We start from the raw sequence: 23,528 nt of genomic DNA on the forward strand, positions 1-23,528 counted from the left end.
TATTGAAGGAGCTATTCATTTATTAAATGGAGGATTACCCAAGTCTGGCTGAAGGGAACGGTCTTGAAAACCGTCAGGTGTGTAAAAGCACGCAAGAGTTCGAATCTCTTATCCTCCTTAGTTACAAATTTATTATTATCGCGGGGTGGAGCAGTTGGCAGCTCGTCGGGCTCATAACCCGAAGGTCACAGGTTCAAGTCCTGTCCCCGCAATGAATACCATAGAAAAGAGTGGTATTATGCAAAAAGGTCTCGTGGTGTAGGGGTTAACATGTCTGCCTGTCACGCAGAAGATCGCGGGTTCGATTCCCGTCGAGACCGTTTTGCGAGTGTAGTTTAGTGGTAAAACCACAGCCTTCCAAGCTGTTGATGCGAGTTCGATTCTCGTCACTCGCTTTTTTTATGGGCCTATAGCTCAGCTGGTTAGAGCGCACGCCTGATAAGCGTGAGGTCGATGGTTCGAGTCCATTTAGGCCCATTTAATCTTATTTTTTAATTTTGGGGAAGTACTCAAGTGGCTGAAGAGGCGCCCCTGCTAAGGGTGTAGGTCGTTAACGCGGCGCGAGGGTTCAAATCCCTCCTTCTCCGTTTCATTTTTTAAAAGGCCCGTTGGTCAAGTGGTTAAGACACCGCCCTTTCACGGCGGTATCACGGGTTCGAATCCCGTACGGGTCATGTGATTTAATTTAATAAGTTTAAATCATTGCTTTTCAGATGGAGGATTACCCAAGTCTGGCTGAAGGGAACGGTCTTGAAAACCGTCAGGTGTGTAAAAGCACGCAAGAGTTCGAATCTCTTATCCTCCTTATTTATCATTTACTATTATCGCGGGGTGGAGCAGTTGGCAGCTCGTCGGGCTCATAACCCGAAGGTCACAGGTTCAAGTCCTGTCCCCGCAATTTCTTTTGTTGTTTTTCGAAAAGGAACAGTTTAAATGTATCAAAAATGTTTTATTTACTATTATCGCGGGGTGGAGCAGTTGGCAGCTCGTCGGGCTCATAATCCGAAGGTCACAGGTTCAAGTCCTGTCCCCGCAATATATACCAGAACACTACATGGTATTATCTTCAAAAAGGTCTCGTGGTGTAGGGGTTAACATGTCTGCCTGTCACGCAGAAGATCGCGGGTTCGATTCCCGTCGAGACCGTTAATTAAATATATGGCCCGGTAGCTCAGTTGGTAGAGCACTTGATTGAAGCTCAAGGTGTCGGCAGTTCGATTCTGTCCCGGGCCACTTTTTTTGCGGGTGTAGTTTAGTGGTAAAACCACAGCCTTCCAAGCTGTTGATGCGAGTTCGATTCTCGTCACCCGCTTTTTTTTTATGGGCCTATAGCTCAGCTGGTTAGAGCGCACGCCTGATAAGCGTGAGGTCGATGGTTCGAGTCCATTTAGGCCCATTACAGTATAATTAAAAGGCCCGTTGGTCAAGTGGTTAAGACACCGCCCTTTCACGGCGGTATCACGGGTTCGAATCCCGTACGGGTCATAAAAAAATAGGTTGTACAATAAACAGCGTTGGTGAGTAAAAAACTCACTAACGCTATTTTTCTTTTTTATCTCATATAAATAAAAAAAATAGAACAAAAAAATCAAATCCTATATATATGGGATTTGATTTTTTGTGTTTTAATAGCATTTATTGTAAAAACAGTCTAGTACTAATAACTAAAGTAAATAGAAATAAAAAAGAAATAGTAAGTACATTTAATCGTTTAAGTTTTAATGAATGAGGTTTAGCTTGAGCGGATAATTGATAAGTAGAAAGTACATTCCATGCGGCTGGTAAACTTAATAATAATAAGAGGGAAAAATAACTAAAAGACAACCATAAAATAAAGATACTACTTAGGTACAAAAAAACGAACAAGCTAAGAGCTAGAAGACGATTCTGTTTTAGTGATTCTAGTTGGTTTGTTTTAATGGTGTAATCGGTTAATTCTATTATCAAAACCAATAGAATGGAAGAAATGCTCCATATGAAAATAGTATTAGGGATAAAAGATAATTGAATAAAAAAGCTAATATAGGTCAAGATACCCCCTTTAAAAATAGCCTTCAAACTAATTAAGAGCCACTTTAATCTATTTTCTCTCAAGTAAATCTGTCCTTGAATAAGGATACTGTACAAAACTAGTAATACTCCAATTAAAAAATGAGAAGATAGGGCTAGAGAACTAATTACTAGTAGGTTAATGGCTTCAATAATGAATAAAGAAATTTTTATTTCTTTATGTTTTTTTTGATACTCAGTTGCACTAATTTTTTCTAAGAATTGATTCAGTAGAATAAAAAGATAAAGACCGATAACTAGTGTGAAATTTATGGTTGAAAGCTGTGCTGCGTAAATAGTTCCTATGAGAATATACGCTAAGGGAGTAATAAAAATAAGAAAAAGTGGATGTAAAAAAAAACCTTTTATTTTCGTAGGTAAAGATGGCTTCATCGTAAGACTCCTTTCACTGAGTGTACTACTCCTATCTTACCAAAAATAAATCAAGAGCACAGTATAAAGATAGTTTATTTTACATATTTATTTAGCTAACTACCAAGAAGTATGTTAAAATGTATAAGGTTTGCAAATGGATTCCCGAGAGGATCTGCTTTGTAAGAAGAGCGGAGAAGCCTTGTAACCGAAACTATCAAAGGGGGAACAAAGAATGACAGAAAGAAAATTATTTACATCTGAGTCTGTATCAGAAGGACACCCAGATAAGATGGCCGATCAAATTAGTGACGCTATTTTAGATGACATTATTGCTAAAGATCCAGATGCACGAGTTGCGTGTGAAACAACTGTTACAACAGGTTTAGTATTAGTAGTAGGAGAGATATCCACTTCTACCTATGTAGATATCCAAAAAGTAGTGCGTGAAACAATTAGGGGAATAGGGTATACCAGAGCTAAATTTGGCTTTGATGCAGATACTTGTGCGGTTATTGTTGCTATCGATGAACAATCAGCTGATATAGCTCAAGGAGTGAATGATTCTGTTGAGTATAAAGAAATGAATGATGATGCTCTTGATCAAATTGGTGCAGGAGATCAAGGACTAATGTTTGGTTTTGCAATTGATGAAACACCTGAGTTAATGCCTCTACCTATTTCATTAAGTCATCGTTTAGTTAAACGATTGGCAGAATTGAGAAAGGATAAGACACTTAACTATTTAAGACCAGATGCCAAATCTCAAGTAACCGTTGAGTATGATGAAAATGGGAAACCCTTGCGTGTGGATACAGTTGTTATCAGCACACAACACCATCCAGACACAACGATTGAAACATTAAAAGAGGATATCATAAAATTAGTGATTGAAGCTGTTATACCAACTGCATTATTGGATGCAGATACTAAATACTTTATCAATCCTACAGGACGATTTGTTATTGGGGGACCTCAAGGAGATTCTGGCTTAACTGGTCGTAAGATTATTGTTGATACGTATGGTGGGTATGCTCGTCATGGTGGTGGAGCTTTTTCTGGAAAAGATCCAACAAAAGTAGACCGCTCTGCTAGTTATGCTGCTCGTTACATCGCTAAAAATATTGTAGCAGCTAACTTAGCTAACAAATGTGAAGTCCAATTAGCTTATGCTATTGGAGTAGCTCAACCAGTCTCTATTGCTATTGACACTTTCGGAACAAGTAACGTTCCTGAAAGCCAATTGATTGCAGCTGTAAGAGCTAATTTTGATTTACGCCCTGCTGGAATTATCAAGATGTTAGATCTCCAAAGACCGATTTATAAACAAACAGCAGCATATGGTCATTTCGGGAGAACAGATATTGATTTACCTTGGGAAAAGACAGATAAGATAGATGAGTTGAAAAAATTCTTAGCTCAATAATAAATGATCGCATACGTTACCTTTATAGAATAGAGGCAGCGTATGCGTTTTGTATCTACTATGGATCAACTGAAATAAGCTATACAAATTGAAAACGAATTGGAGAAAGATATGGAAAGAAATAAAAAGCAAACAAATGTAAAAATTGTAACAGTAGCTATTTTTGTAGCGACTTTTATGACAGCAGTAGAGGGAACAATCGTATCAACAGCTATGCCTACTATTATAGGGAGTCTTGAAGGAATCGCTATTATGAACTGGGTATTTTCTATTTATTTGTTAACAAACGCTATTATGACGCCGATATATGGCAAATTATCGGATATGATTGGAAGAAAACCCATATTGATTACTGGATTACTCATTTTTGTAATTGGTTCATCCTTATGTGGCCTCTCGCAATCAATGAGCCAACTTATTTTCTTTAGAGCTATACAAGGAATTGGCGCGGGAGCTATCATGCCGGTAACGTCTACAATTATTGCTGATATTTATCCTTTAGAAAAACGAGCAAAAATCATGGGCCTTAACGGAGCAGCATGGGGAGTAGCTGGTATATTTGGTCCTTTATTAGGTGGTTTTATCGTTGATATCTTAAGTTGGCATTGGATTTTTTATATCAATGTTCCTATTGGTATCGCAACAATAGTCTTAGTTACTCTGTTTTTACATGAAGATTTTTCTTATGAACGGAAAGCTATTGATTATCTAGGAAGTTTAACGTTAACTGGAACGTTGTTATTTTCACTCTATGGCATTCAAGTTATTGGAGATAAAGGAACGTTTGAACCATTATTGCTGATTTGGTTTGTTTTTGCTATTTTAAGTTTTATTGCGTTTATTTATGTAGAAAAACGAGCAATCGATCCCATATTGCCGTTAAGTCTGTTTAACAATCGGACTTTCGTTATCCAAAATACTGTCGCAGCATTAGTGAGTGGGTTTTTAATTGGAGTAGATGTGTATATTCCAATGTGGATGCAAGGTTTAAAAGGTCTGAAAGCAGCAATGGGAGGATTCGCTATTACACCTATGTCTTTTACGTGGGTACTAGGCTCATTCATTGCAGGACAATTAATGTTCAAGCAACCTGTTAAAACGATTTTGACAAGTAGTTTAGTTATCATTAGTATAAGTGCATTGATTATCACTCAGTTGCCACTAGCTACCCCTTTTTACGTTTTCTTATTAGTGACAGCACTAATTGGTTTAGGAATGGGTTTAGCTATCACAACAACAACTGTGACGATTCAAAATATTGTCCCTAAAAATCAAATTGGTGTGGCTACATCAGTTAATACCTTATTTCGAATTCTAGGTCAAACGATTATGATTTCAATTTATGGAATTATTTTGAATAAACGAATGGCAGAGCAATTGATTCTTCAACAAGCAACAGGTGTAGAGAGTAAGATGATGAATGAATTAATCAATCCACTAACAGCGATTAATTTAGATCCTAATTTATTGCCGATCTTAAGAAATATTTTATATGTAGGTGTTCATGATGTTTTCTTCTATGGATTTATCACTGTAGCACTAGCTTTAATAATTAATCAATTCGATAAAAGAGTAAATATTTACTAAAATAAAAACTTACCTATTAAAGACTTAACGGTCTTTTAATGGGCAAGCTTTTTTTATTTTTTTTCAACAGCAATTAAAAAGGGTGGAGCATTTTTTTGGTTAATAAATCCATAGTATAAAACAGTGTATAACTCTTGGGATAAATCCTTAGTAAAATCTACAACGGCTGATTTTTCTAATTCTCCACCTAGGTGGCCAGAGTAAACGGTTAATAAAAGTAAACCACCTTTTCTCAAACGAGGTAAAATTAGTTCTACTGCTTGGATAGTTGTTTTACCTTTAGTAATAATTTTCTTATCACCCTTGGGCAAATAGCCTAAGTTAAAGACAGCAGCAGCAATATCCGTATTTTCTGGTATAAAATGATCTAGATTTTCATGTCCTTCGTTGTAAAGAGAGACTTGTTCTAGAAGACTAGTTAACATTAATTTCTCTCTCGTTGTTTGAATAGCTTGAGCTTGGATATCAAAACCAAAGACATGTCCGGTTTTCCCAACTAGTTTAGCTAATAAAACGGTATCTCCACCATTTCCAACGGTAGCATCAATGACGGTGTCGCCACTGATAAGTGTATTAGTCAAAAGAGTATGGCTATAGCGAAGTGCATTTTCAATCATAGTTTGGATCTCCTTATCAATTAGCACTATTTTTTATGATGATCTAGCGTTAGTCCATGAGTTTTGGAAATAAAGCAATCATGAGCGTTAACCATGAAGCACCTAGTAAATAGCCTCCTATAATATCAGAGGGAAAATGTACACCAACGTAAATTCTACTTAAGCCAATGAATAAAACAAGCAATAGAGTAGCGACTAGAATAATAAAAGATAGTGTACTTTTTTTATAAAGATGAAAGATTAAGAAAGCTAAACCTCCATAACAAATCATTGAGCCCATTGCGTGCCCACTTGGAAAACTAAATCCTCCTTGCATGATTAAATGTTCAATGGTAGGACGTTCTCTTTGAAAAATAAGTTTTACTAGGACGTTTAAAGCACCAGCTCCTAAAATAGATTGTAAGATATACCAAATGGTTAGTTTGAGTTTTTTAGACTTCCAAAAAACAAAAAAGCTAAACAATAAAACTAAAATTGCCATAATTGGTACTCCACCAAAACGAGTAATAAAGACGAAGAAAGCGGTCATTTTTTCTGAAGCAAGGGATAAAATAGAATGAGTAATAAATTGGTCAAATGAGTTTATCCAATGAGCATTTGATTGAACACCAAAGGCAATAGTACAGAAAAGAAAGAAAAATATTAAACTAATAAGAAGAGTCGGTCGATAGTTAATCCCTTTTTTTTGCATGATTTCACACTTTCTAAAATTATTTTTTGTTGTTGAAATCTGTTCATGATGAATGGTTAATTTTAACACATATGTTTAAACTAGACAATTTTAGAAATGGTAGATATATATAAATAAAGTTAATACAATCAAGTCTAGTTAATGAAATCACATGAAATTGTTTGTATTATGTGAAATTTATTAAAATAACTATTGTAAACAGGATTTTACCTATCATATAATTAAATAGAGCGCTATACTAATATAAATAAGGTATTAAACGATAAACTGAAACATACCCTTATTTTTTTATTATAATAAATGTTTAAATTTGGAGGTATAGTATGTATAAAACAAGAAAAGAAAGAATAGATTCTATCACCACTAAAGGAACGATAGGGCAATTCAATCAAGTCCATCTAGCGTATAAAAGAGGAACAATGACTTTTGGTACAACTCTATTGATAAGTTTGTTAGCGTTCCCAACTATTTCGGTTTCTGCCAATGACTCAATAAACACTACTGATAAAAACTCTGATAACACAAAAGAAATTCTGGAAGCAACAATTGAAACACCTGAAGAAGTTGAGATAGAAAAACAAGAAGTACAAACTCTCTCAGAAGATGCTAAGATTGAAAAAGAACAAAAAATTAATGAATTAAGCCGCTTGTTAAACGAATCACAATTAAGCGAACTAAACTTCGACGAGTTGACGACTGATGAAATTGAAAATTTGTTTGTTGAAGCCTTAGCATTATTAGATCAAGAAAGTATAGAAAAACAGAATTTAGGTTTGATTATAAATACTACAGAAGGAGAAACTGCAAGTACATATGAATCAAATAAGTTAAATGAAAGTGAGCAACTGTTAGAAGACAAAGTGGCCACTGAAAAGGCTACTGCGGACCAATTATTAGCCGATGAAGCTGCTGAAAAAGTACTAGCTGATGAAGCTGCATCAAAAGCGACTGCTGCTGAGAAAATATTAGCCGACGAAGCTATATCAAAAGGTGCTGCTGCTGAGAAAGTACTAGCTGACGAAGCTGCATTAAAAGTTGCTGCTGTTGAAAAAGTACTAGCTGACGAAGCTGCATTAAAAGTTGCTGCTGCTGAGAAAATATCAGCCGACGAAGCAGCATCAAAATCTGCTGCTGCTGAGAAAGTACTAGCTGATGAAGCTGCATTAAAAGAGGCTACTGCTGAAAAAGTACTGGCCGATGAAGCTGCTTCAAAAGTTGCTGCTGCTGAGAAAGTGCTAGCTGACGAAGCTGCATTAAAAGTTGCTGCTGAAAAAGTACTGGCCGATGAAGCTGCTTCAAAAAAAGCTGCTGCCGAAAAAATACTAGCTGATCAAGTTGCTGCTGAAAAAGCAAAAACAGCATTAGCTAAGACATATAGTGTTAAATCAGGAGATACATTAAATAAGATCGCAAAAGTATACGGAATATCTTTGGAGGATTTGAAAAATTGGAATAAACTTTCTTCAAACCTAATTCATCCTGGTGATATCCTGGCTGTAAATAAAGTAGGTGCTGAAGTTGCAAACAAATCAAAAAAAGTACAGAATTATTCTATAAATATTGAGAAAATGTCTAGTACAGAATTTGTTGAGCATATTGGGCTGTATGCAGCAGCATTAGCGCCTAAAAATGATCTTTATGCTTCTGTAATGATTGCCCAAGTGATATTAGAAAGTGGTTACGGCAGTAGTAAATTATCATTAGCACCTAATTATAATTTATTTGGGATTAAAGGAAGCTATTATGGTCAAACGGTTACAATGTATACCTCTGAATATAGTAAAACAGGAGGCTGGATTTATATTCCACAAAATTTTAAAAAATACCCTTCTTATGCTGAATCATTACAAGATAATATAAAGTTATTAAAAAATGGAACAGATTGGAATGCAAACTTTTATTCAGGAGCATGGATGAGTAAAACCACTAATTATACTGATGCTACTAGTTGGTTACAAGGAAGATATGCAACAGATCCAAGTTATGCTTCAAAATTAAATACAATCATTAGAAAACATAATTTAACTAGATTTGACAGGGGATATATAGAAGGAGACACATCAAAGAAACCAATTCCTACTCCTATGCCAAATAATCCAGATTCTAGTGTTACAGATCTAACTCTGACGGTCACATCAAATTATAAAGTAAAATTAGGTGATACATTATGGGGAATTGGGATGAGTAAAAATGTATCTGTAGCAAATCTAAAGATTTGGAATAATTTAAATTCTGACGTTATTTATATAGGTCAAAACATAATGATTAAAGGAAAAGCACAAACACCAAGTAAGCCTGATTCAAGTACGACTGTTACATCAAATTATCAAGTGAAGTCTGGAGATACTCTTTGGGGGATTGCGACAGCGAACCGTGTAACAGTAGCGAATGTGAAAGCTTGGAATAATTTGAGATCTGACGTTATTTATGTAGGTCAAAAGTTAGCTATTAAAACAACTGGAACAATAGGGGCTAACGAACCAATAAAACCAGAAAAACCACTAATCATGACTAACTATCAAGTTAAAAATGGCGATACACTATGGGCAATTTCGGTAAACAATGGTGTAACAGTAGCAAATGTGAAAGCTTGGAATAATCTAAAATCTGATTTTATCTATATAGGACAAAAGTTAACTATTAAAACAACTGGACCAACAAGGCCTAATGTACCAACTAAACCAGTAGTAAAACCAGTAATAAAACCAGTAATAAAACCAGTAGTAAAACCAGTAGTAAAACCAGTAGTAACAACCACTTACCAAGTAAAAAGTGGTGATACATTATGGGCTATTGGGAATAAGTATAATTTGACGGTAGCCAACTTAAAATCATTAAATAACTTAAACTCAGATAAGATAATGATAGGTCAAAAATTGATTATTCAGTCTGCATCACAAAATGAACCCATAAAGGGAAATACAACAAAAATGTACCGTGTTTTACCTAATGATACACTATGGGCTATTTCGAAAAAAATGAATACATCAGTAGCAAAGTTAAAAGAATGGAATTATTTGAAAACAGATCTCATTTTTGTGGGTCAATCTATTTTAATTAAATAAAAAAGTTAGCATGTGTTAAGAAAAAGGTAGACGTAGAGAAATCTAAGGTTTGCCTTTTTTTTATTTCTCTTTATAAAAAATTGGTATACCTATTTTTTATAAAGAGAAATAAAAAAAAATAGTTTTTCTGAAATGCATACCAATCCTGTAAAGACAATTTTTAAAAAACTAATTTTCTTTTTAATTGAAAAATCATTTGACAAGCGTTTTCATCATTGGTATTATTTGAAATGTGTTAAGGTAATTAAAACTATCTGTTATTTATTCAGTAAATTATGTTTACTAAATTAACTAAATAAGCAACAAGTAAATTTTTTGAAAAGGAAGATGCAAATGAAGAGATAATATAAAAAGTAACGGTTTACTATTTATTTATATCTTTTATTCTATTTCTTTTATCTTGTCATTATTTTTAGAACTTATTATATTTTAGGAGGAAAACAAAAATGAAATCATATATTCAAAGAATTGGCCGTTCGTTAATGTTGCCAGTTGCAGTTTTACCTGTAGCGGCTATTTTAATGGGAATCGGTTACTGGATCGACCCATCAGGTTGGGGTGGAGAAAGTGTTTATGCAGCTTTCTTAATTAAAGCGGGTGCTGCTGTTATTGATAACTTACCTGTATTATTTGCAGTTGGTTTATCATTAGGAATGTCAAAAGATAAAGACGGTGCTGCTGCACTTAGTGGTTTAGTAGCGTTCTTAGTGATTACAACATTGTTAAGCACAGGTTCTGTTGCTATGTTACAAGGTATTGATGTTGAGGCTGTAAGTCCAGCTTTTGGCAAAATCAATAATGCCTTTATCGGTATTATCTCAGGTTTAGTTGCTGCGGCAATGTATAACCGTTTCCACACAACAAAACTTCCAATGGCTTTAGCTTTCTTTAGTGGAAAACGTTTAGCACCAATCATGACTTCAATAGCTATGATGGTTGTTTCTATGATTCTACTATTTGTATGGCCAGTAGTTTTCTCAGGTTTAGTAACTTTCGGGACAACAATCAGTAAATTAGGCGCTGTTGGTGCTGGTTTATACGGATTCTTTAACCGTTTATTAATTCCTACAGGATTGCATCACGCATTAAACTCTGTTTTCTGGTTTGACGTTGCTGGTATCAATGATATTGGAAACTTCTGGGGAAACACTGGGATTAAAGGAACAACAGGTATGTACCAAGCTGGTTTCTTCCCAATCATGATGTTTGGTTTACCAGGTGGCGCTTTAGCAATGTACCATACAGCTAAAGATAACAAGAAAAAAGTTGTTGCATCATTAATGATCGCAGCTAGTTTTGCAGCCTTCTTTACAGGTGTTACAGAGCCACTAGAATTCTCATTTATGTTTGCTGCACCCGTTTTATACTTGGTTCACGCAGTATTAACAGGTATTTCATTATTCATCGCAGCTACTTTCCAATGGACAGCTGGATTTGGTTTTAGTGCTGGTTTAGTCGACTTTATTTTAAGTTCTAGCCTACCTCTAGCAAACAAGCCATTTATGCTTATTCTTCAAGGTCTAGTATTCTTTGCAATCTACTACTTCGTATTCCGTTTCATCATTATCAAGTTCAACCTAGCAACACCAGGCCGTGACGAAGATGAAGAAATGATCGAAGAAGAAGTAGCAGCTGTTACTTCAAACGGTTCAACTGTATCTGCAAAAGATGCTAAATTCAAACGTCAAGCTGAAACAATCTATGCTGGTTTAGGTGGAGACGCTAACGTTACTTCTATTGACAACTGTACAACACGTCTAAGACTAGAAGTTAAAGACATGTCTCTTGTTGATGAAAAGAAAATCAAATCTGCAGGCATTGCTGGAATTAACAAAGTTTCAGACCATAACATTCAAGTTATTGTTGGAACTGAAGTCCAATTCGTCGCTGATGAAATGATTAAACTAAGAAAATAATCTATTTGAAAAGACGTTGGGGCATACTATGCTCTGACGTCTTTTTGCGTATGTTATCAAGGCGAAATAAAGCTGAATGACTCTTTTTATTGCAGTTAATTTGCCGGTTAATTCGTTCATACAGCAATAGGTTTATCAAATGCTTAAAGTTATTTTTTCTTCTTGCTCACAGGGTCTTTATTTGATAGAATAAGATAAATAGTTAAATACAAAGAAGAGGACTAGTAGAGATTTTTCTTTTATAGAGAGTGCATGGGTGGTGGAAATGCATAAAGAATAGTATCGAACTCACCTTGGATGTTGCTTTACTGAAATAAACAGTAAGTAAAGTCGTAACGCCTGCGTTAAAGGTAAGAAGAGTCTATACGAAAAATGTGTAGAAAAATTAGGTGGTACCACGATTATTGACTGATCCAATCGTCCTATGAGTAACAGAGTAATTATCTGGACTCATAGGGCGATTTTTAATTTTATAGACAAAAAAAGAAAGAGGGATAAAAGATATGAGTTTTAGTCATAAGAAAATTGAGAAAAAGTGGCAGCGCTACTGGAAAGAACAACACACATTCAAGACAACAGAAGACCAAGAAAAAGAAAAATTTTATGCATTAGATATGTTCCCTTATCCATCTGGTCAAGGACTACACGTTGGCCACCCCGAAGGATATACAGCAACAGATATTCTTTCAAGGATGAAACGCGCACAAGGATACAATGTTTTACATCCAATGGGTTGGGATGCTTTTGGTTTACCAGCAGAACAATATGCGTTAGATACAGGAAATGATCCTGCTGAATTTACAGCAAAAAATATTGAAACATTTAGACGTCAAATCAATTCGTTGGGTTTTAGTTACGATTGGGAACGCGAGATTAATACAACAGATCCTGATTATTATAAATGGACGCAATGGATTTTTACTAAATTATATGAAAAGGGCTTAGCATATGAAGCAGAAGTAGCCGTTAACTGGTGTCCAGCATTAGGAACTGTTCTAGCGAATGAAGAAGTGATTGACGGAAAAAGTGAACGAGGTGGGCATCCGGTTTTTCGTAAACCAATGAAACAATGGATGTTAAAAATTACAGCATACGCAGAACGTTTGTTAGACGATTTAGAATCAGTCGATTGGCCTGAGAGTATCAAAGATATGCAACGCAATTGGATAGGTAAATCTGTAGGAGCGACTGTTCAGTTTTCTATCCAAGATTCAGATCAAGAATTTACAGTCTTTACCACACGTCCAGATACGTTATTTGGAGCTACGTATTGTGTATTGGCTCCAGACCTTGATTTAGTTAAACTAATTACTACACCAGAACAAAACGAAGCGGTTGAAGCTTACCTTAAAAAAGTTAGCCTCAAAAGTGATTTAGAAAGAACCGATTTGAATAAGGATAAAACCGGTGTCTTTACGGGAGCTTATGCAATTAATCCAGTAAATGGCGAGAAAATGCCTATTTGGATTGCTGATTATGTGCTGGCTTCTTATGGTACAGGTGCTATTATGGCTGTACCGGCACACGATCAACGGGATTATGATTTTGCGAAAACATTTGATTTAACGATTATCCCCGTTCTAGAAGGTGGAAATATCGAAAAAGAAGCTTTCTTAGAAGATGGATTGCACATTAACTCTGATTTCTTGAATGGATTAGATAAAGAAACAGGTATTGCTAAAATGAATACATGGCTGGAAGAAAATAAAGTAGGCCATCCAGAAACAACGTATCGTTTACGAGACTGGTTATTTGCTCGTCAGCGTTACTGGGGTGAACCAATCCCTGTTATTCATTGGGAAGATGGCACATCTACTACTTTGCCTGATGAAGAACTGCCATTATTGTTACCAAAAACCGAACACATAAAACCTAGTGGAACAGGAGAGTCACCACTAGCTAATATTAAAGAATGGGTAAATGTAGTTGATCCCATCACTGGTATGAAAGGCCGCCGTGACACAAACACAATGCCACAGTGGGCAGGAAGCTCATGGTATTTCTTACGTTTCATCGATCCTAAAAATCCTGATAAACTAGCCGATCCTGAAAAATTGAAAGAATGGTTGCCTGTTGATATTTATATCGGTGGAGCAGAACATGCGGTATTGCATTTATTGTATGCTCGTTTCTGGTATAAATTTTTATATGATATTGGCGTTGTACCGACAAAAGAACCTTTCCAAAAATTATTTAATCAAGGAATGATTCTTGGAGAAAATAATGAGAAAATGTCTAAATCAAAAGGCAATGTTGTCAATCCTGATGAAGTAGTCGAAAAATTTGGTGCAGATACGTTACGGATGTATGAAATGTTTATGGGCCCATTAGATGCATCCATTGCTTGGGATGAAAATGGATTAGAGGGTAGCCGTAAGTTCTTAGATCGCGTTTGGCGCTTAATGGTCGATGAAGAAGGCAAAGTACGTGACCGTATTACAACCATCAATGACGGTTCATTAGATTTTGTTTACCATCAAACAGTAAAAAAAGTAACAGAAGATTTTGAACAGTTGCGTTTTAATACGGCTATTTCACAATTGATGATTTTTGTAAATGAAGCGTATAAGGCAAAAGCTTTGCCGGTTGATTACGTAAAAGGCTTCATTCAGTTGTTAGCACCAATCGCACCTCACTTAGGGGAAGAGTTATGGTCTATGCTTGATACCAAGAGTGAAGGTATTTCTTATGTAGCATGGCCAAGTTACGAAGAATCATTTTTGACACAAGACGAGATTGAAGTTGTCTTCCAATTAAATGGAAAACTAAAAGCAAAAGCAAAAGCACCAAAAGAGATAACAAAACAAGACTTAGAAGAGTTAGCTTTGACTAATGAAAAAATGAAAGAAGCGTTAGTAGGTAAAACGATTCGAAAAGTGATTGTTGTCCCTGGTAGATTGGTTAACATTGTAGCAAACGAATAGTAAAAACCAGAGAACTAAAATGGTGAGACAGCAGAGTCTTGTCATTTTAGTTCTTTTGTTATCTTGAGAATACCTAAAGTTAAACGTAAGATTTCATAAAATGAAACAAGTGTCTTGGTAAAGAGATTGCAACCAAAATCGTAAAGAAGTAGAATAGATAGTAATACATAAAAGCATGAGAGTAGGGTATAAGAAGATGTCAAAGGATAGAGTTGAAAACAAAGAGCGAGTCAGCGAAAAAAGTTCAAGAGAAAAAATGGTTAGTGGATCTGCTTGGATGACTGGGGGCAGTATATTATCTCGTCTGTTAGGCGCATTGTATATTATTCCTTGGATGGCATGGATGGGAAATCAAGAAGTAGCCAATTCTGCTAATGCATTGTACACGATTGGGTATACTCCGTACGCATTATTCTTAAATATTGCAACGGCCGGTGTACCTTCTGCAATTGCAAAGCAAGTATCGTATTATAATGCATTAGGTGAGTACAAAATTAGTCAAGATATTTATAAAAAAGGATTACAAGTGATGGCTGTTACAGGAGTTGCAGCTGCCGCATTGATGTACGCAATAGCGCCCTTTATTGCTGCAAATAGTCCAACAGCCTCGTTAAGTGATGGAACACAGGTTATTCGTTCATTGAGTTGGGCCTTATTGATTATTCCTTGTATGAGTGTCACTAGAGGATTTATTCAAGGACACCATACGATGGCACCTTCCGCTATTTCGCAATTTATTGAACAATTAGCTCGGGTCATCTTTATGTTGGCGGCTGTTTATCTAATTCGAATCGTTTTTAATGGCGAAATTGTTGATGCTGTAACCGCCTCAACATTTGGTGCATTTATTGGTGCCGTATTCAGTATCGTTTATTTATTGACTATTATTCGAAAAATGAAGCCAGAATTAGATGGCAACTTAGCTCATAGTAAAAATAACTTGAAAATATCAACAAATGAAATCTTTAAGTCAATCATTAAGACGGCTATTCCCTTTATTATTATTGGATCAGGTATCACGTTGTTTCAAATTATTGACCAATTTACTTTTGCACCTATTATGAAGACAGTATCAGAATTAACAGCGAAACAAATAGAAAATAGTTACGCTATTGCAGCAGGGAATGCCAATAAATTGATTATGATTGTTATTTCGTTAGCAGGATCAATGGCGATTACCTCTGTTCCACTGATTGCTGACTTATTAGCGAAAAAGAAAATGGAAGATGTGAGAAGACAGTTAAGTGATAGCATTCAACTCTTTTTCTTTATTATGTTGCCAGCAGCAATAGGAATGGCCGTTGTTTCAGAATCATTGTATACCGTATTTTATGGCTATAGTGCATTTGGTACGCGAATCTTACAGTTGTCTTCTTTCATGAGTATTTTTCTTGGATTATTTGTTTTGTTAGGTTCGACGCTTCAAGCAGCTGATCAAACAAAGCCCGCTTTAAGCGCAATGGGCATCGGATTAGTTGTGAAGTTAGTCTTTCAATATCCAGCTTTATGGATTTTTGGCACATATGGCATGTTAATCTCTAACATAATAGGATTTGGTGTAACGGTCTTTTTAATGTTATGGGCTATGCAGAAGATGACTAAATTAGATATCAACTTTTTATTGAGACGCCTATTACTCATGGTATTAATCACAACAGGGATGGCATTGATTGTTTTTGTTGCTCAAAAAGGGATAGCTATCTTTTTTGCACCGACAGATCGATTTGGTGCGTTGATGAATATGGCGGTATCCTCTTCTCTAGGCGGAATGTTTTATTTTTACGCATCATTGAAAACACGTTTAGCCGATCGCTTATTGGGTAGTAGAGTCCAACGATTAAGAACAAGGTTAAAGATAAAATAAAGACGAGTAAGAGAGACTAGCAAGCAAATGGAAAGCAGAGTCAGCTCGTTTTTTGAATGGGAAGGAGTGAAATGAAAGAGATGCGCTTAGATAAATTTTTAGCACATACTGGCTATGGGACACGTAAATCGGTTAAAGAATTGCTGAAAAGGAAAAAAGTTACTGTAAATGAGCTCGTAATAAAAGATGCAAAGACTCATATTCAACCTGAAACAGATACCATTCACGTTTCAGGAGAGAGAGTTGTCTACCAAGAGTTTTATTATTTCATGCTGCATAAGCCACAAGGTGTTATTAGTGCGACAGAAGATAATCTGCATAAAACTGTTATTGACTTATTAAAACCAGAAGATCGACTATCCAATCCTTTTCCAGTTGGACGATTAGATAAAGATACTGAGGGCTTGTTGTTGCTAACGAATGACGGTGCACTAGCTCATGACTTGCTTTCGCCTAGAAAAGAAGTGGATAAGTGTTATGAAGCGATAATTGAAGGATTGATTGGTGAAGAAGAAATTGAAGCTTTTGAAAAAAGCATTACATTAGAAGATGGCTTTAGGTGCCGTCCTGCTAAACTGACAGTACTCTCAACAGATTTAGTTGCGCAAACAGCTAACATTCAAGTTATTATTCATGAAGGTAAATTTCATCAAGTCAAACGGATGTTTGAAGCGGTCGATCGAAAAGTTCAGTATTTAAAACGGTTATCGATGGGACCGTTAGAATTAGATAACTCGTTAAAGCTTGGCCATTATCGAGCTTTAACGATTGACGAACTGGTGCAATTAAAAGACTTCACAAAATAAAGAAGGCGGACAATGGTCCAGCCTTCTTTATTTTGTATTAGAGAGTAGAAAAATCTTTTAACGTAACGGGCAACTGCTTGATTAGTTGTGAGGGTAAGACAACGTATTGCTTTTGAGCTAATTGATCACCAATATAACTATGCAAAAAAACACCCGCTAATACGCCTGATTTTAAATCGGGCAGTTGGGCAATTAGACTAGCTATTATCCCGGCTAAAGTATCTCCCATGCCACCTGTAGCCATCGCAGGATTGCCACCTTGGTTTTGCCAACTGTCTTCTTCAAAATAAATTTCTGTTCGATGCTGTTTCAAAACGATGGTTGCGTGTAATTGCTTTTGTTTGATTTGATTTAGAATGGGGTTTTGTTTTGTAGGGTCTAATCCGCTTAGTCGCTCCCATTCTCCTAAATGAGGAGTAAAAATCGTCTGATCATTCACAACAGTTAGATTATGTTTAGCCATTAAAGTAAGGGCAGAACCGTCGATGAGAACCCGTTGTTCTTTAGTGATTTCAGCTAAAATAAAACAAAGCAACTGAAGAGAATGATTCGAAGTCCCCATTCCAGGTCCAACAGCAATGACAGAAGCTTCTTTTAGCTGATGCTTGAGTTGTTGTTTGTCATCCCAATCAATCACCATGGCTTCTGGAAGTTGAGCATGTAAAGAAACGTGATTACTCTTAGCAGTAGCAACCGTGACCAGCCCAGCACCACTATAAACAGCAGCTAAAGCCGCTAGAATGATGGCTCCACCCATTGATTCGTTCCCGCCAATGAGTAATACTTTTCCATAGTTTCCTTTGTAGCTCGTATTTTTACGTTTAGGCACAATAGATTGAACAATCGCTTTATCTAATTTCTTCATCCTGATCCTCCTTCTAACTCGTTTCATTCAGTATAAAGGCAACACGTCATAAAATCACTTTTGAAAGAGGAACGAAATAATAAAAAAACAGCTAGAACGTTGGTAAGTACGATGAAAAATGATATGATAAAGGTGTTAATAAAAAGATGGGAGTGTTGAGTACATGGTTATAGATTGGAAAAAAGAAGTATCCGCTCGTAAAGATGAGTTTTTGACAGATTTAGTTTCTTTGTTAAAAATTGATAGCGTTCGTGATGACAGCAAAGCAACAAGCGAAGCACCTGTTGGACCTGGCCCCAAAGAAGCTTTAGAAGCTTTTCTTTCACTAGGAGAACGCGATGGCTTTATTACTAAAAATATCGACAACCTAGCTGGACATATCGAGTATGGTTCAGGTGACGAAACTCTTGGAGTATTAGCACACGTTGACGTTGTGCCGGTTGGCTCAGGTTGGGATACGAATCCTTTCGAACCTGTTATAAAAGATGGCCGTATCTATGCACGTGGTTCAAGTGATGATAAAGGACCAGGAGTAGCAGCGTATTATGCTTTAAAAATTATTAAAGATTTAGGTTTGCCTGTTTCTAAACGTGTTCGTTTCATTATTGGAACAGATGAAGAGAGCGGTTGGATGTGTATGGACCGTTATTTTGAAGTAGAAGAAAAACCTGAATTTGGTTTCTCGCCAGATGCTCAATTTCCAATCATTAATGGAGAAAAAGGTATCTTAACCATGCATGTGAATACTAAAGGTAACAACAAAGGCGGCAAAAATGAGTTAATCAGTTTTGATGCAGGTTTGCGCGAAAATATGGTTCCTCAAGATGCAACAGCAGTATTTAATAGTCAAGAAGCAGAAAAAATCGAAAAAGACTTTTATGATTTCGTTGAGAATAAATCTGTCACAGGGACGGTATCTGTTGAAGGCGATAAAGTGACGATTGAACTTAACGGAAAAGCAGCCCATGCAATGGAACCTCGTGGTGGAGTCAATGCGGCAACGTATCTAGCGACATTCTTGAATGACTACTCATTTGGTGGCGATGCTAAATCGTATCTTGAAATGACAGCAGAATTCTTACATGAAGATTCAAGAGCAGAGAAATTAGGCTTGAACTATGTGGATGATGTGATGGGTGATGTGACAATGAATCCTGGTATTTTTACTTTCACACCTGAAAGTGGTGGCATGATTGCATTGAACTTCCGTTTCCCTAAAGGGGTTAGTATCGAGGGAATTGAGATTGAATTAGATAAAAAATTGGGCCATTATGGCGTTACTTTAGGACGTGGAAAAGCCCAAACACCACATTATGTTTCACCTGAAGATCCATTGGTTAAAACATTATTAGACGTTTATTCAAGACAAACAGGACTAGAAGCCAAAGAAGAAACTATTGGTGGAGGAACGTATGGCCGTTTGTTTGAGCGTGGCGTTGCTTATGGAGCAATGTTCCCTGATAGTATTGATACAATGCATCAAGCTAATGAATTCATGGCGATTGATGATTTAACAAATGCAATGAGCATTTATGCAGAAGCTATTTATGAATTAATCAAATAAAGAGAGAATGAAAAAAGAGAAGGAACAAGCAGTTATAACCTGCTTGTTCCTTCTCTTTTTCATTTTTTAATTAAGCGCCATACGGTAAATTTCTCTACTACTAGCTAAATCATGAGTACGGTGTTCACCTAGAGCTGTTTGTTGGTGTTTTTCTAATTGGGCAACTAAAGGTTCGATAACTTCTTCGCCTAAGCCAATATCTTTAAAAGATGTTGGGGCACCAAGACTTTTGAAGAAGGCTGTTGTTTTTTCAATAGCAGCATCGATTTTTTCATCTTCAGTCCCAGTTGTGATATGCCAAACGCGTTCAGCATATTGTAAAAGTTTGTCTCTTTTTTCTTCTTTACGGACTTTCAATAAAGCAGGAAGAACAATGCTTAACGTTCTAGCATGATCGGTATGGTATAAAGCGGTAATCTCATGCCCCATTTGATGAGCAGCCCAGTCTTGAGGAACTCCAGGAGAAAGGACTTTATTTAAAGCATTTGTTGCAGTCCACATAAAGTTAGCTCGTAAGTTATAATCGTGGTTCTCTTCATCGATAACGTCAGGTCCAATTTCAATTAGGGTCTGCAATAAGCCTTCAGAAAAACGATCTTGCACCATTGCTCCAACAGGATACGTCATGTATTGTTCCATAATATGAATATAAGCATCCATAATTCCGTTAGCTAATTGGCGAGTAGGTAAGCTATAAGTGATTTCAGGTTCTAAGATTGAAAATGTAGGGAAAACATGAGGACTGCCAAAACTTACCTTGGCTTGTTTTTCTTTAAATGTAATAACTGAACCGGCATTCATTTCAGAACCCGTTGCTGGTAAAGTTAATACCGTCGCAAACGGTAAAGCAGAAGTGATAGGTGTTCCTTTACCGATGCCACCAGAAAAAATATCCATTGGATTGCCATCAAATAAAACAGCTGCAGCAATAAACTTAGTAGCGTCAATGACAGAACCGCCTCCGACAGCTAATATAAAGTCATATTTTTCTTTTTTAATAAGTTCAACAGCTTTCATCGCTGTTTCAAAAGTAGGATTAGCTTCGATTCCACCAAATTCTCCAACTTGATGTTCTGACAAAGCTGATTTAATGCGGTCAAGAGTACCGAATTTAATTACACTACCGCCACCATAAGTGATAAGAATCTTTTTGTCAGTAGAGATCAAGTCTTTCAATTCAGGAATACGATTTTTCCCGAAAATGATTTCGGTGGGATTGTAGTAGTTAAAGTTACTTATTTCATGTTGCATGTGTTTGTCCACTCCTTTTGAATTTATGTGTTCAGTATAGCATAACTTAGTGCAGTTACAGAAACAGAAGAACTTAGAGAAGCTCATTTAGTAGAGGTTTTTTTGTTAGCAGAGAGATAGACAAAATGGAGGTATCTTCTCGTGAATGGGATAAAAACTATTTAGTGAAAGCAAAAGTAACTCTAGACTTATTCATATAGTTAACTTTTCCATGTCCAATAGGAGGAGATAGAATTAGTTTATTTCTCTATTTTTTTATGGTATAAAAGAGGATATGAATCGAGTTAACTATCCGTTTATAGTATTCGAACAAGAGTGAAAATAAGGATTAAAGGGTGATTGGATGTTTTTAGCATGGAGAGAAATGAAGCATTCTAAAACGCGTTTCGCATTAATTGTAGGTGTGATGGTTTTAGTTTCCTATTTAGTATTCTTTTTGGTTGGGCTAGCTTATGGATTGGCACAAGATAATCGAACGAGTATTGATAAGTGGGGGGCAGATGGTATTGTTCTAACGGACGAATCCAATACGAATATCAGTATGTCAATGATGACTATAGAGCAAGCTAAGAAGGTAAAAGGCGATAAAACAGCTTTTTTAGGACAGGCAGCTAGTGTTGTTAGAAAAGTGGGAGCTTTAAAAGAAGAAGATAAAGTTAACGTAACTTTTTTTGGAATTGATGCACAAGAGTTCATTATGCCTGAAGTAATCGAAGGAAGGGCTTTTACTAAAGACAATGAAGTGGTTGCAGATATTAGTTTGAAAGAAGAAGACGCTATTAACCTAGGAGACACACTTGAATTAGCGGGTAATGACAAAGAAGTGACAGTTGTTGGATTTACACAAGATGCTAGATTCAGCGTTGCCCCTGTTTTGTATACAACGATTCCGAGTTACCAAGAAGTACGCTTTGAAAAAGCTGATAGCAGTGATGCTGGAAGAATTAGTGCGGTTATTGTACGAGGAACAAATGATTCAGTAGATGGAGTAGATATCCAAACCGATGATTTAACGATTTATCCGATTAAAGAGTATATCAACAAAATACCAGGCTACACAGCTCAAGTTTTAACTTTTGGTTTAATGATAGGTTTCTTAATTGTTATAGCTGCAGTTGTTATTGGGATTTTCATATATGTTTTGACGTTACAAAAATCAAGTTTGTTCGGTGTTATGAAGGCGCAAGGGATTTCCAATCTTTATATTTCGAAATCAGTTGTCGCTCAAACCTTTATCCTAGCTGTAGTGGGTGTAGGGATAGGATTACTATTAACCATTATGACAGGTCTAGCTTTGCCAGCCGCAGTGCCTTATACAACGAACATCCTTTTCTTAGCAGTTATTACAACAGTATTGATTCTTGTGGCTGTTTTAGGTGCTTTGTTCTCTGTTCGAACCGTTGTCAAAATTGATCCACTAGATGCAATAGGATAAAGGAGGGAATAAACGATGAAATTAATTGAGTTAATCGATGTAACAAGGACGTTTGGTGAAGGACATACAAAGGTCGATGCCTTAAAAAAGACTAATTTCAGTGTTGAGGCGGGTGAATTTGTAGCAATCATTGGGCCAAGCGGTTCAGGAAAAAGTACACTTCTTACTATAATAGGAGGCCTTCAAACACCTTCTGAAGGAAAAGTGTTCATTAGAGAAAATAAATTTAGCGAAGTCACAGAGAAAAAGCGAGCTGCTTTACGTTTCAAAGAAATTGGCTTTATTCTTCAGGCTTCTAACTTAGTCCCTTTTTTGACTGTTGAAGATCAGTTAAAACTAGTCAATAAAGTGAATAAGAGTAAAATGGATGCAGAAAAAAGTGATGCATTATTAGATGAATTAGGAATAGTTGGATTAAAGAAAAAGTATCCAAGTGATTTATCTGGTGGAGAACGTCAACGAGCAGCTATTGCTAGAGCACTTTATCATAACCCATCTGTTGTTTTAGCTGATGAACCAACAGCGAGTCTAGATTCAGAAAAAGCTTTTGAAGTAGTCGATATCTTGGCACGTGAAACAAAGTCTCAAAATAAAGCAACGATTATGGTCACACACGATGAACGCTTAATTGATCGCTGTGATAAAGTATACGTAATGAAAGATGGAGTTTTGAAAGAAAGATTGAAAGAAACTAAAGAATAAAGCAATAGCAATAAGAATCCCCTTTTAAATAAGGGATTCTTTTTTGATAAAAATTAACTTTATTTTATGCAGTTTATAAAGAATAAATATACTGAAACAAGTGTTTTTATTCAGTTTAATTCGATCTAAAAAAACGAACGACTAGCTTCAAACCTTTAGTAAATAGGAATGTAATGAAAAAGAGGATGTGTACTTAAAAAGGTCAACAACCTGACTAAGAAATAAAAAGGTACGATTTAAAAATAAATTCTTTTCAAAAAACAGTTGACGAAAGTTTAACAAGCTGTTATATTAGTAGATGTCGCAGCGATACGTTGCAACAACGAAACAAAAAAGAAAAAACTAATTATTAAAAAGTTGTTGACAAGTTAGTCATCATCTGGTAATATTTAGA

General features: G+C 36.0%; 14 protein-coding genes, 15 tRNA genes, 1 pseudogene, 1 riboswitch and 1 other annotated feature. Of the genes and pseudogenes, 25 read left to right on the plus strand and 5 right to left on the minus strand.

The window, feature by feature from the left end; translation table 11 throughout:
- The first annotated feature begins 28 nt into the window (after positions 1-28).
- The 15 genes from ACMHYH_RS02375 to ACMHYH_RS02445 all read left to right on the plus strand — a co-directional run bounded on the left by ACMHYH_RS02375 (position 29) and on the right by ACMHYH_RS02445 (position 1,485).
- Positions 29-118 (plus strand) — tRNA-Ser (locus ACMHYH_RS02375).
- A gap of 21 nt (positions 119-139) precedes the next feature.
- Positions 140-212, plus strand: a tRNA-Met gene (locus ACMHYH_RS02380).
- A 35-nt stretch (positions 213-247) separates the two neighbouring features.
- Positions 248-320 (plus strand) — tRNA-Asp (locus tag ACMHYH_RS02385).
- Positions 321-324: 4 nt separating this feature from the next.
- A tRNA-Gly gene (locus ACMHYH_RS02390) sits at positions 325-395 on the plus strand.
- Between the two features lie 8 nt (positions 396-403).
- Positions 404-477: transfer RNA gene (locus ACMHYH_RS02395), tRNA-Ile, on the plus strand.
- A 22-nt stretch (positions 478-499) separates the two neighbouring features.
- Positions 500-587: transfer RNA gene (locus ACMHYH_RS02400), tRNA-Ser, on the plus strand.
- Between the two features lie 15 nt (positions 588-602).
- A tRNA-Glu gene (locus tag ACMHYH_RS02405) sits at positions 603-674 on the plus strand.
- A gap of 41 nt (positions 675-715) precedes the next feature.
- Positions 716-805, plus strand: a tRNA-Ser gene (locus tag ACMHYH_RS02410).
- 20 nt (positions 806-825) lie between these two features.
- Positions 826-898: transfer RNA gene (locus ACMHYH_RS02415), tRNA-Met, on the plus strand.
- A 65-nt stretch (positions 899-963) separates the two neighbouring features.
- Positions 964-1,036 (plus strand) — tRNA-Met (locus tag ACMHYH_RS02420).
- Between the two features lie 37 nt (positions 1,037-1,073).
- A tRNA-Asp gene (locus ACMHYH_RS02425) sits at positions 1,074-1,146 on the plus strand.
- 14 nt (positions 1,147-1,160) lie between these two features.
- Positions 1,161-1,233, plus strand: a tRNA-Phe gene (locus ACMHYH_RS02430).
- Positions 1,234-1,241: 8 nt separating this feature from the next.
- Positions 1,242-1,312, plus strand: a tRNA-Gly gene (locus tag ACMHYH_RS02435).
- A 10-nt stretch (positions 1,313-1,322) separates the two neighbouring features.
- Positions 1,323-1,396, plus strand: a tRNA-Ile gene (locus ACMHYH_RS02440).
- A 17-nt stretch (positions 1,397-1,413) separates the two neighbouring features.
- Positions 1,414-1,485, plus strand: a tRNA-Glu gene (locus tag ACMHYH_RS02445).
- A gap of 150 nt (positions 1,486-1,635) precedes the next feature.
- Here the strand turns inward: ACMHYH_RS02445 and ACMHYH_RS02450 are convergent.
- Complete coding sequence (locus ACMHYH_RS02450) at positions 1,636-2,442, minus strand: hypothetical protein (RefSeq protein ID WP_414839792.1); 807 nt, start codon at positions 2,440-2,442, stop codon at positions 1,636-1,638.
- Between the two features lie 124 nt (positions 2,443-2,566).
- Positions 2,567-2,659: riboswitch (SMK box riboswitch) on the plus strand.
- On the opposite strand from ACMHYH_RS02450, the gene metK reads away from it, so the two are divergent.
- Entirely contained in the window at positions 2,657-3,847 is a 1,191-nt protein-coding gene (metK, locus tag ACMHYH_RS02455; RefSeq protein WP_414839793.1) for a methionine adenosyltransferase, read from the plus strand. (Overlaps the previous riboswitch by 3 nt.)
- 111 nt (positions 3,848-3,958) lie before the next feature.
- Complete coding sequence (locus ACMHYH_RS02460; RefSeq protein WP_414839794.1) at positions 3,959-5,434, plus strand: MDR family MFS transporter; 1,476 nt, start codon at positions 3,959-3,961, stop codon at positions 5,432-5,434.
- A 53-nt stretch (positions 5,435-5,487) separates the two neighbouring features.
- On the opposite strand, the gene ACMHYH_RS02465 is transcribed toward ACMHYH_RS02460, so the two are convergent.
- Together ACMHYH_RS02465 and ACMHYH_RS02470 are read right to left on the minus strand one after the other, a co-directional pair.
- Positions 5,488-6,051: a class I SAM-dependent methyltransferase gene (locus ACMHYH_RS02465; protein WP_414839795.1), complete on the minus strand. Its 564-nt coding sequence runs from the start codon at positions 6,049-6,051 to the stop codon at positions 5,488-5,490.
- Between the two features lie 49 nt (positions 6,052-6,100).
- Positions 6,101-6,811: a phosphatase PAP2 family protein gene (locus tag ACMHYH_RS02470; protein ID WP_414839796.1), complete on the minus strand. Its 711-nt coding sequence runs from the start codon at positions 6,809-6,811 to the stop codon at positions 6,101-6,103.
- A gap of 254 nt (positions 6,812-7,065) precedes the next feature.
- Between ACMHYH_RS02470 and ACMHYH_RS02475 the strand changes: the two genes are divergently transcribed.
- The 5 genes and pseudogenes from ACMHYH_RS02475 (at position 7,066) to ACMHYH_RS02495 (ending at position 17,317) form a co-directional block, all read left to right on the plus strand.
- A complete protein-coding gene (locus tag ACMHYH_RS02475) occupies positions 7,066-9,807 on the plus strand; it encodes a LysM peptidoglycan-binding domain-containing protein (RefSeq protein ID WP_414839797.1) in 2,742 nt (913 codons plus the stop codon).
- Positions 9,808-10,253: 446 nt separating this feature from the next.
- A pseudogene (gene nagE / locus ACMHYH_RS02480) lies at positions 10,254-11,717 on the plus strand (N-acetylglucosamine-specific PTS transporter subunit IIBC); the annotation flags it as partial.
- A 208-nt stretch (positions 11,718-11,925) separates the two neighbouring features.
- Positions 11,926-12,151 (plus strand) — a binding site (T-box leader).
- A gap of 75 nt (positions 12,152-12,226) precedes the next feature.
- Positions 12,227-14,647, plus strand: a complete 2,421-nt coding sequence (gene leuS, locus ACMHYH_RS02485; protein WP_414839798.1) for a leucine--tRNA ligase — start codon at positions 12,227-12,229, stop codon at positions 14,645-14,647.
- 196 nt (positions 14,648-14,843) lie between these two features.
- Entirely contained in the window at positions 14,844-16,511 is a 1,668-nt protein-coding gene (locus tag ACMHYH_RS02490) for a putative polysaccharide biosynthesis protein (protein WP_414839799.1), read from the plus strand.
- A gap of 80 nt (positions 16,512-16,591) precedes the next feature.
- Positions 16,592-17,317 (plus strand): pseudouridine synthase, encoded by a 726-nt coding sequence (locus ACMHYH_RS02495; RefSeq protein ID WP_414840328.1) that lies wholly within the window; start codon positions 16,592-16,594, stop codon positions 17,315-17,317.
- Between the two features lie 37 nt (positions 17,318-17,354).
- Here ACMHYH_RS02495 and ACMHYH_RS02500 read toward each other — a convergent pair whose 3' ends face one another.
- Positions 17,355-18,182, minus strand: coding sequence for an NAD(P)H-hydrate dehydratase (locus ACMHYH_RS02500; protein WP_414839800.1), 828 nt, complete (start codon positions 18,180-18,182; stop codon positions 17,355-17,357).
- Positions 18,183-18,345: 163 nt separating this feature from the next.
- Here ACMHYH_RS02500 and pepV point away from each other — a divergent pair, with 163 nt between their 5' ends.
- Entirely contained in the window at positions 18,346-19,746 is a 1,401-nt protein-coding gene (gene pepV / locus ACMHYH_RS02505) for a dipeptidase PepV (RefSeq protein ID WP_414839801.1), read from the plus strand.
- Between the two features lie 66 nt (positions 19,747-19,812).
- On the opposite strand, the gene ACMHYH_RS02510 is transcribed toward pepV, so the two are convergent.
- Positions 19,813-20,997, minus strand: a complete 1,185-nt coding sequence (locus ACMHYH_RS02510) for an iron-containing alcohol dehydrogenase (protein WP_414839802.1) — start codon at positions 20,995-20,997, stop codon at positions 19,813-19,815.
- 343 nt (positions 20,998-21,340) lie between these two features.
- Here ACMHYH_RS02510 and ACMHYH_RS02515 point away from each other — a divergent pair, with 343 nt between their 5' ends.
- Together ACMHYH_RS02515 and ACMHYH_RS02520 are read left to right on the plus strand one after the other, a co-directional pair.
- On the plus strand, positions 21,341-22,432 hold the full coding sequence (locus ACMHYH_RS02515) for an ABC transporter permease (protein ID WP_414839803.1): 1,092 nt from the start codon (positions 21,341-21,343) through the stop codon (positions 22,430-22,432).
- A 15-nt stretch (positions 22,433-22,447) separates the two neighbouring features.
- A complete protein-coding gene (locus ACMHYH_RS02520; protein WP_414839804.1) occupies positions 22,448-23,134 on the plus strand; it encodes an ABC transporter ATP-binding protein in 687 nt (228 codons plus the stop codon).
- The last annotated feature ends 394 nt before the right edge of the window (positions 23,135-23,528 follow it).

The organism is Carnobacterium sp. TMP28, assembly GCF_047553015.1.
Lineage (GTDB): Bacteria > Bacillota > Bacilli > Lactobacillales > Carnobacteriaceae > Carnobacterium_A.

What these genes read in the sequence shown, in the direction of transcription:
- ACMHYH_RS02450 (WP_414839792.1), bottom strand. Translation starts at nt 2,442, where the DNA reads ATGAAGCCATCTTTACCTACGAAAATAAAAGGTTTTTTTTTACATCCA.
- ACMHYH_RS02515 (WP_414839803.1), top strand. Translation starts at nt 21,341, where the DNA reads ATGTTTTTAGCATGGAGAGAAATGAAGCATTCTAAAACGCGTTTCGCA.
- ACMHYH_RS02520 (WP_414839804.1), top strand. Translation starts at nt 22,448, where the DNA reads ATGAAATTAATTGAGTTAATCGATGTAACAAGGACGTTTGGTGAAGGA.
- ACMHYH_RS02490 (WP_414839799.1), top strand. Translation starts at nt 14,844, where the DNA reads ATGTCAAAGGATAGAGTTGAAAACAAAGAGCGAGTCAGCGAAAAAAGT.
- ACMHYH_RS02510 (WP_414839802.1), bottom strand. Translation starts at nt 20,997, where the DNA reads ATGCAACATGAAATAAGTAACTTTAACTACTACAATCCCACCGAAATC.
- ACMHYH_RS02495 (WP_414840328.1), top strand. Translation starts at nt 16,592, where the DNA reads ATGCGCTTAGATAAATTTTTAGCACATACTGGCTATGGGACACGTAAA.
- leuS (WP_414839798.1), top strand. Translation starts at nt 12,227, where the DNA reads ATGAGTTTTAGTCATAAGAAAATTGAGAAAAAGTGGCAGCGCTACTGG.
- ACMHYH_RS02465 (WP_414839795.1), bottom strand. Translation starts at nt 6,051, where the DNA reads ATGATTGAAAATGCACTTCGCTATAGCCATACTCTTTTGACTAATACA.
- pepV (WP_414839801.1), top strand. Translation starts at nt 18,346, where the DNA reads ATGGTTATAGATTGGAAAAAAGAAGTATCCGCTCGTAAAGATGAGTTT.
- ACMHYH_RS02460 (WP_414839794.1), top strand. Translation starts at nt 3,959, where the DNA reads ATGGAAAGAAATAAAAAGCAAACAAATGTAAAAATTGTAACAGTAGCT.
- ACMHYH_RS02475 (WP_414839797.1), top strand. Translation starts at nt 7,066, where the DNA reads ATGTATAAAACAAGAAAAGAAAGAATAGATTCTATCACCACTAAAGGA.
- ACMHYH_RS02500 (WP_414839800.1), bottom strand. Translation starts at nt 18,182, where the DNA reads ATGAAGAAATTAGATAAAGCGATTGTTCAATCTATTGTGCCTAAACGT.
- metK (WP_414839793.1), top strand. Translation starts at nt 2,657, where the DNA reads ATGACAGAAAGAAAATTATTTACATCTGAGTCTGTATCAGAAGGACAC.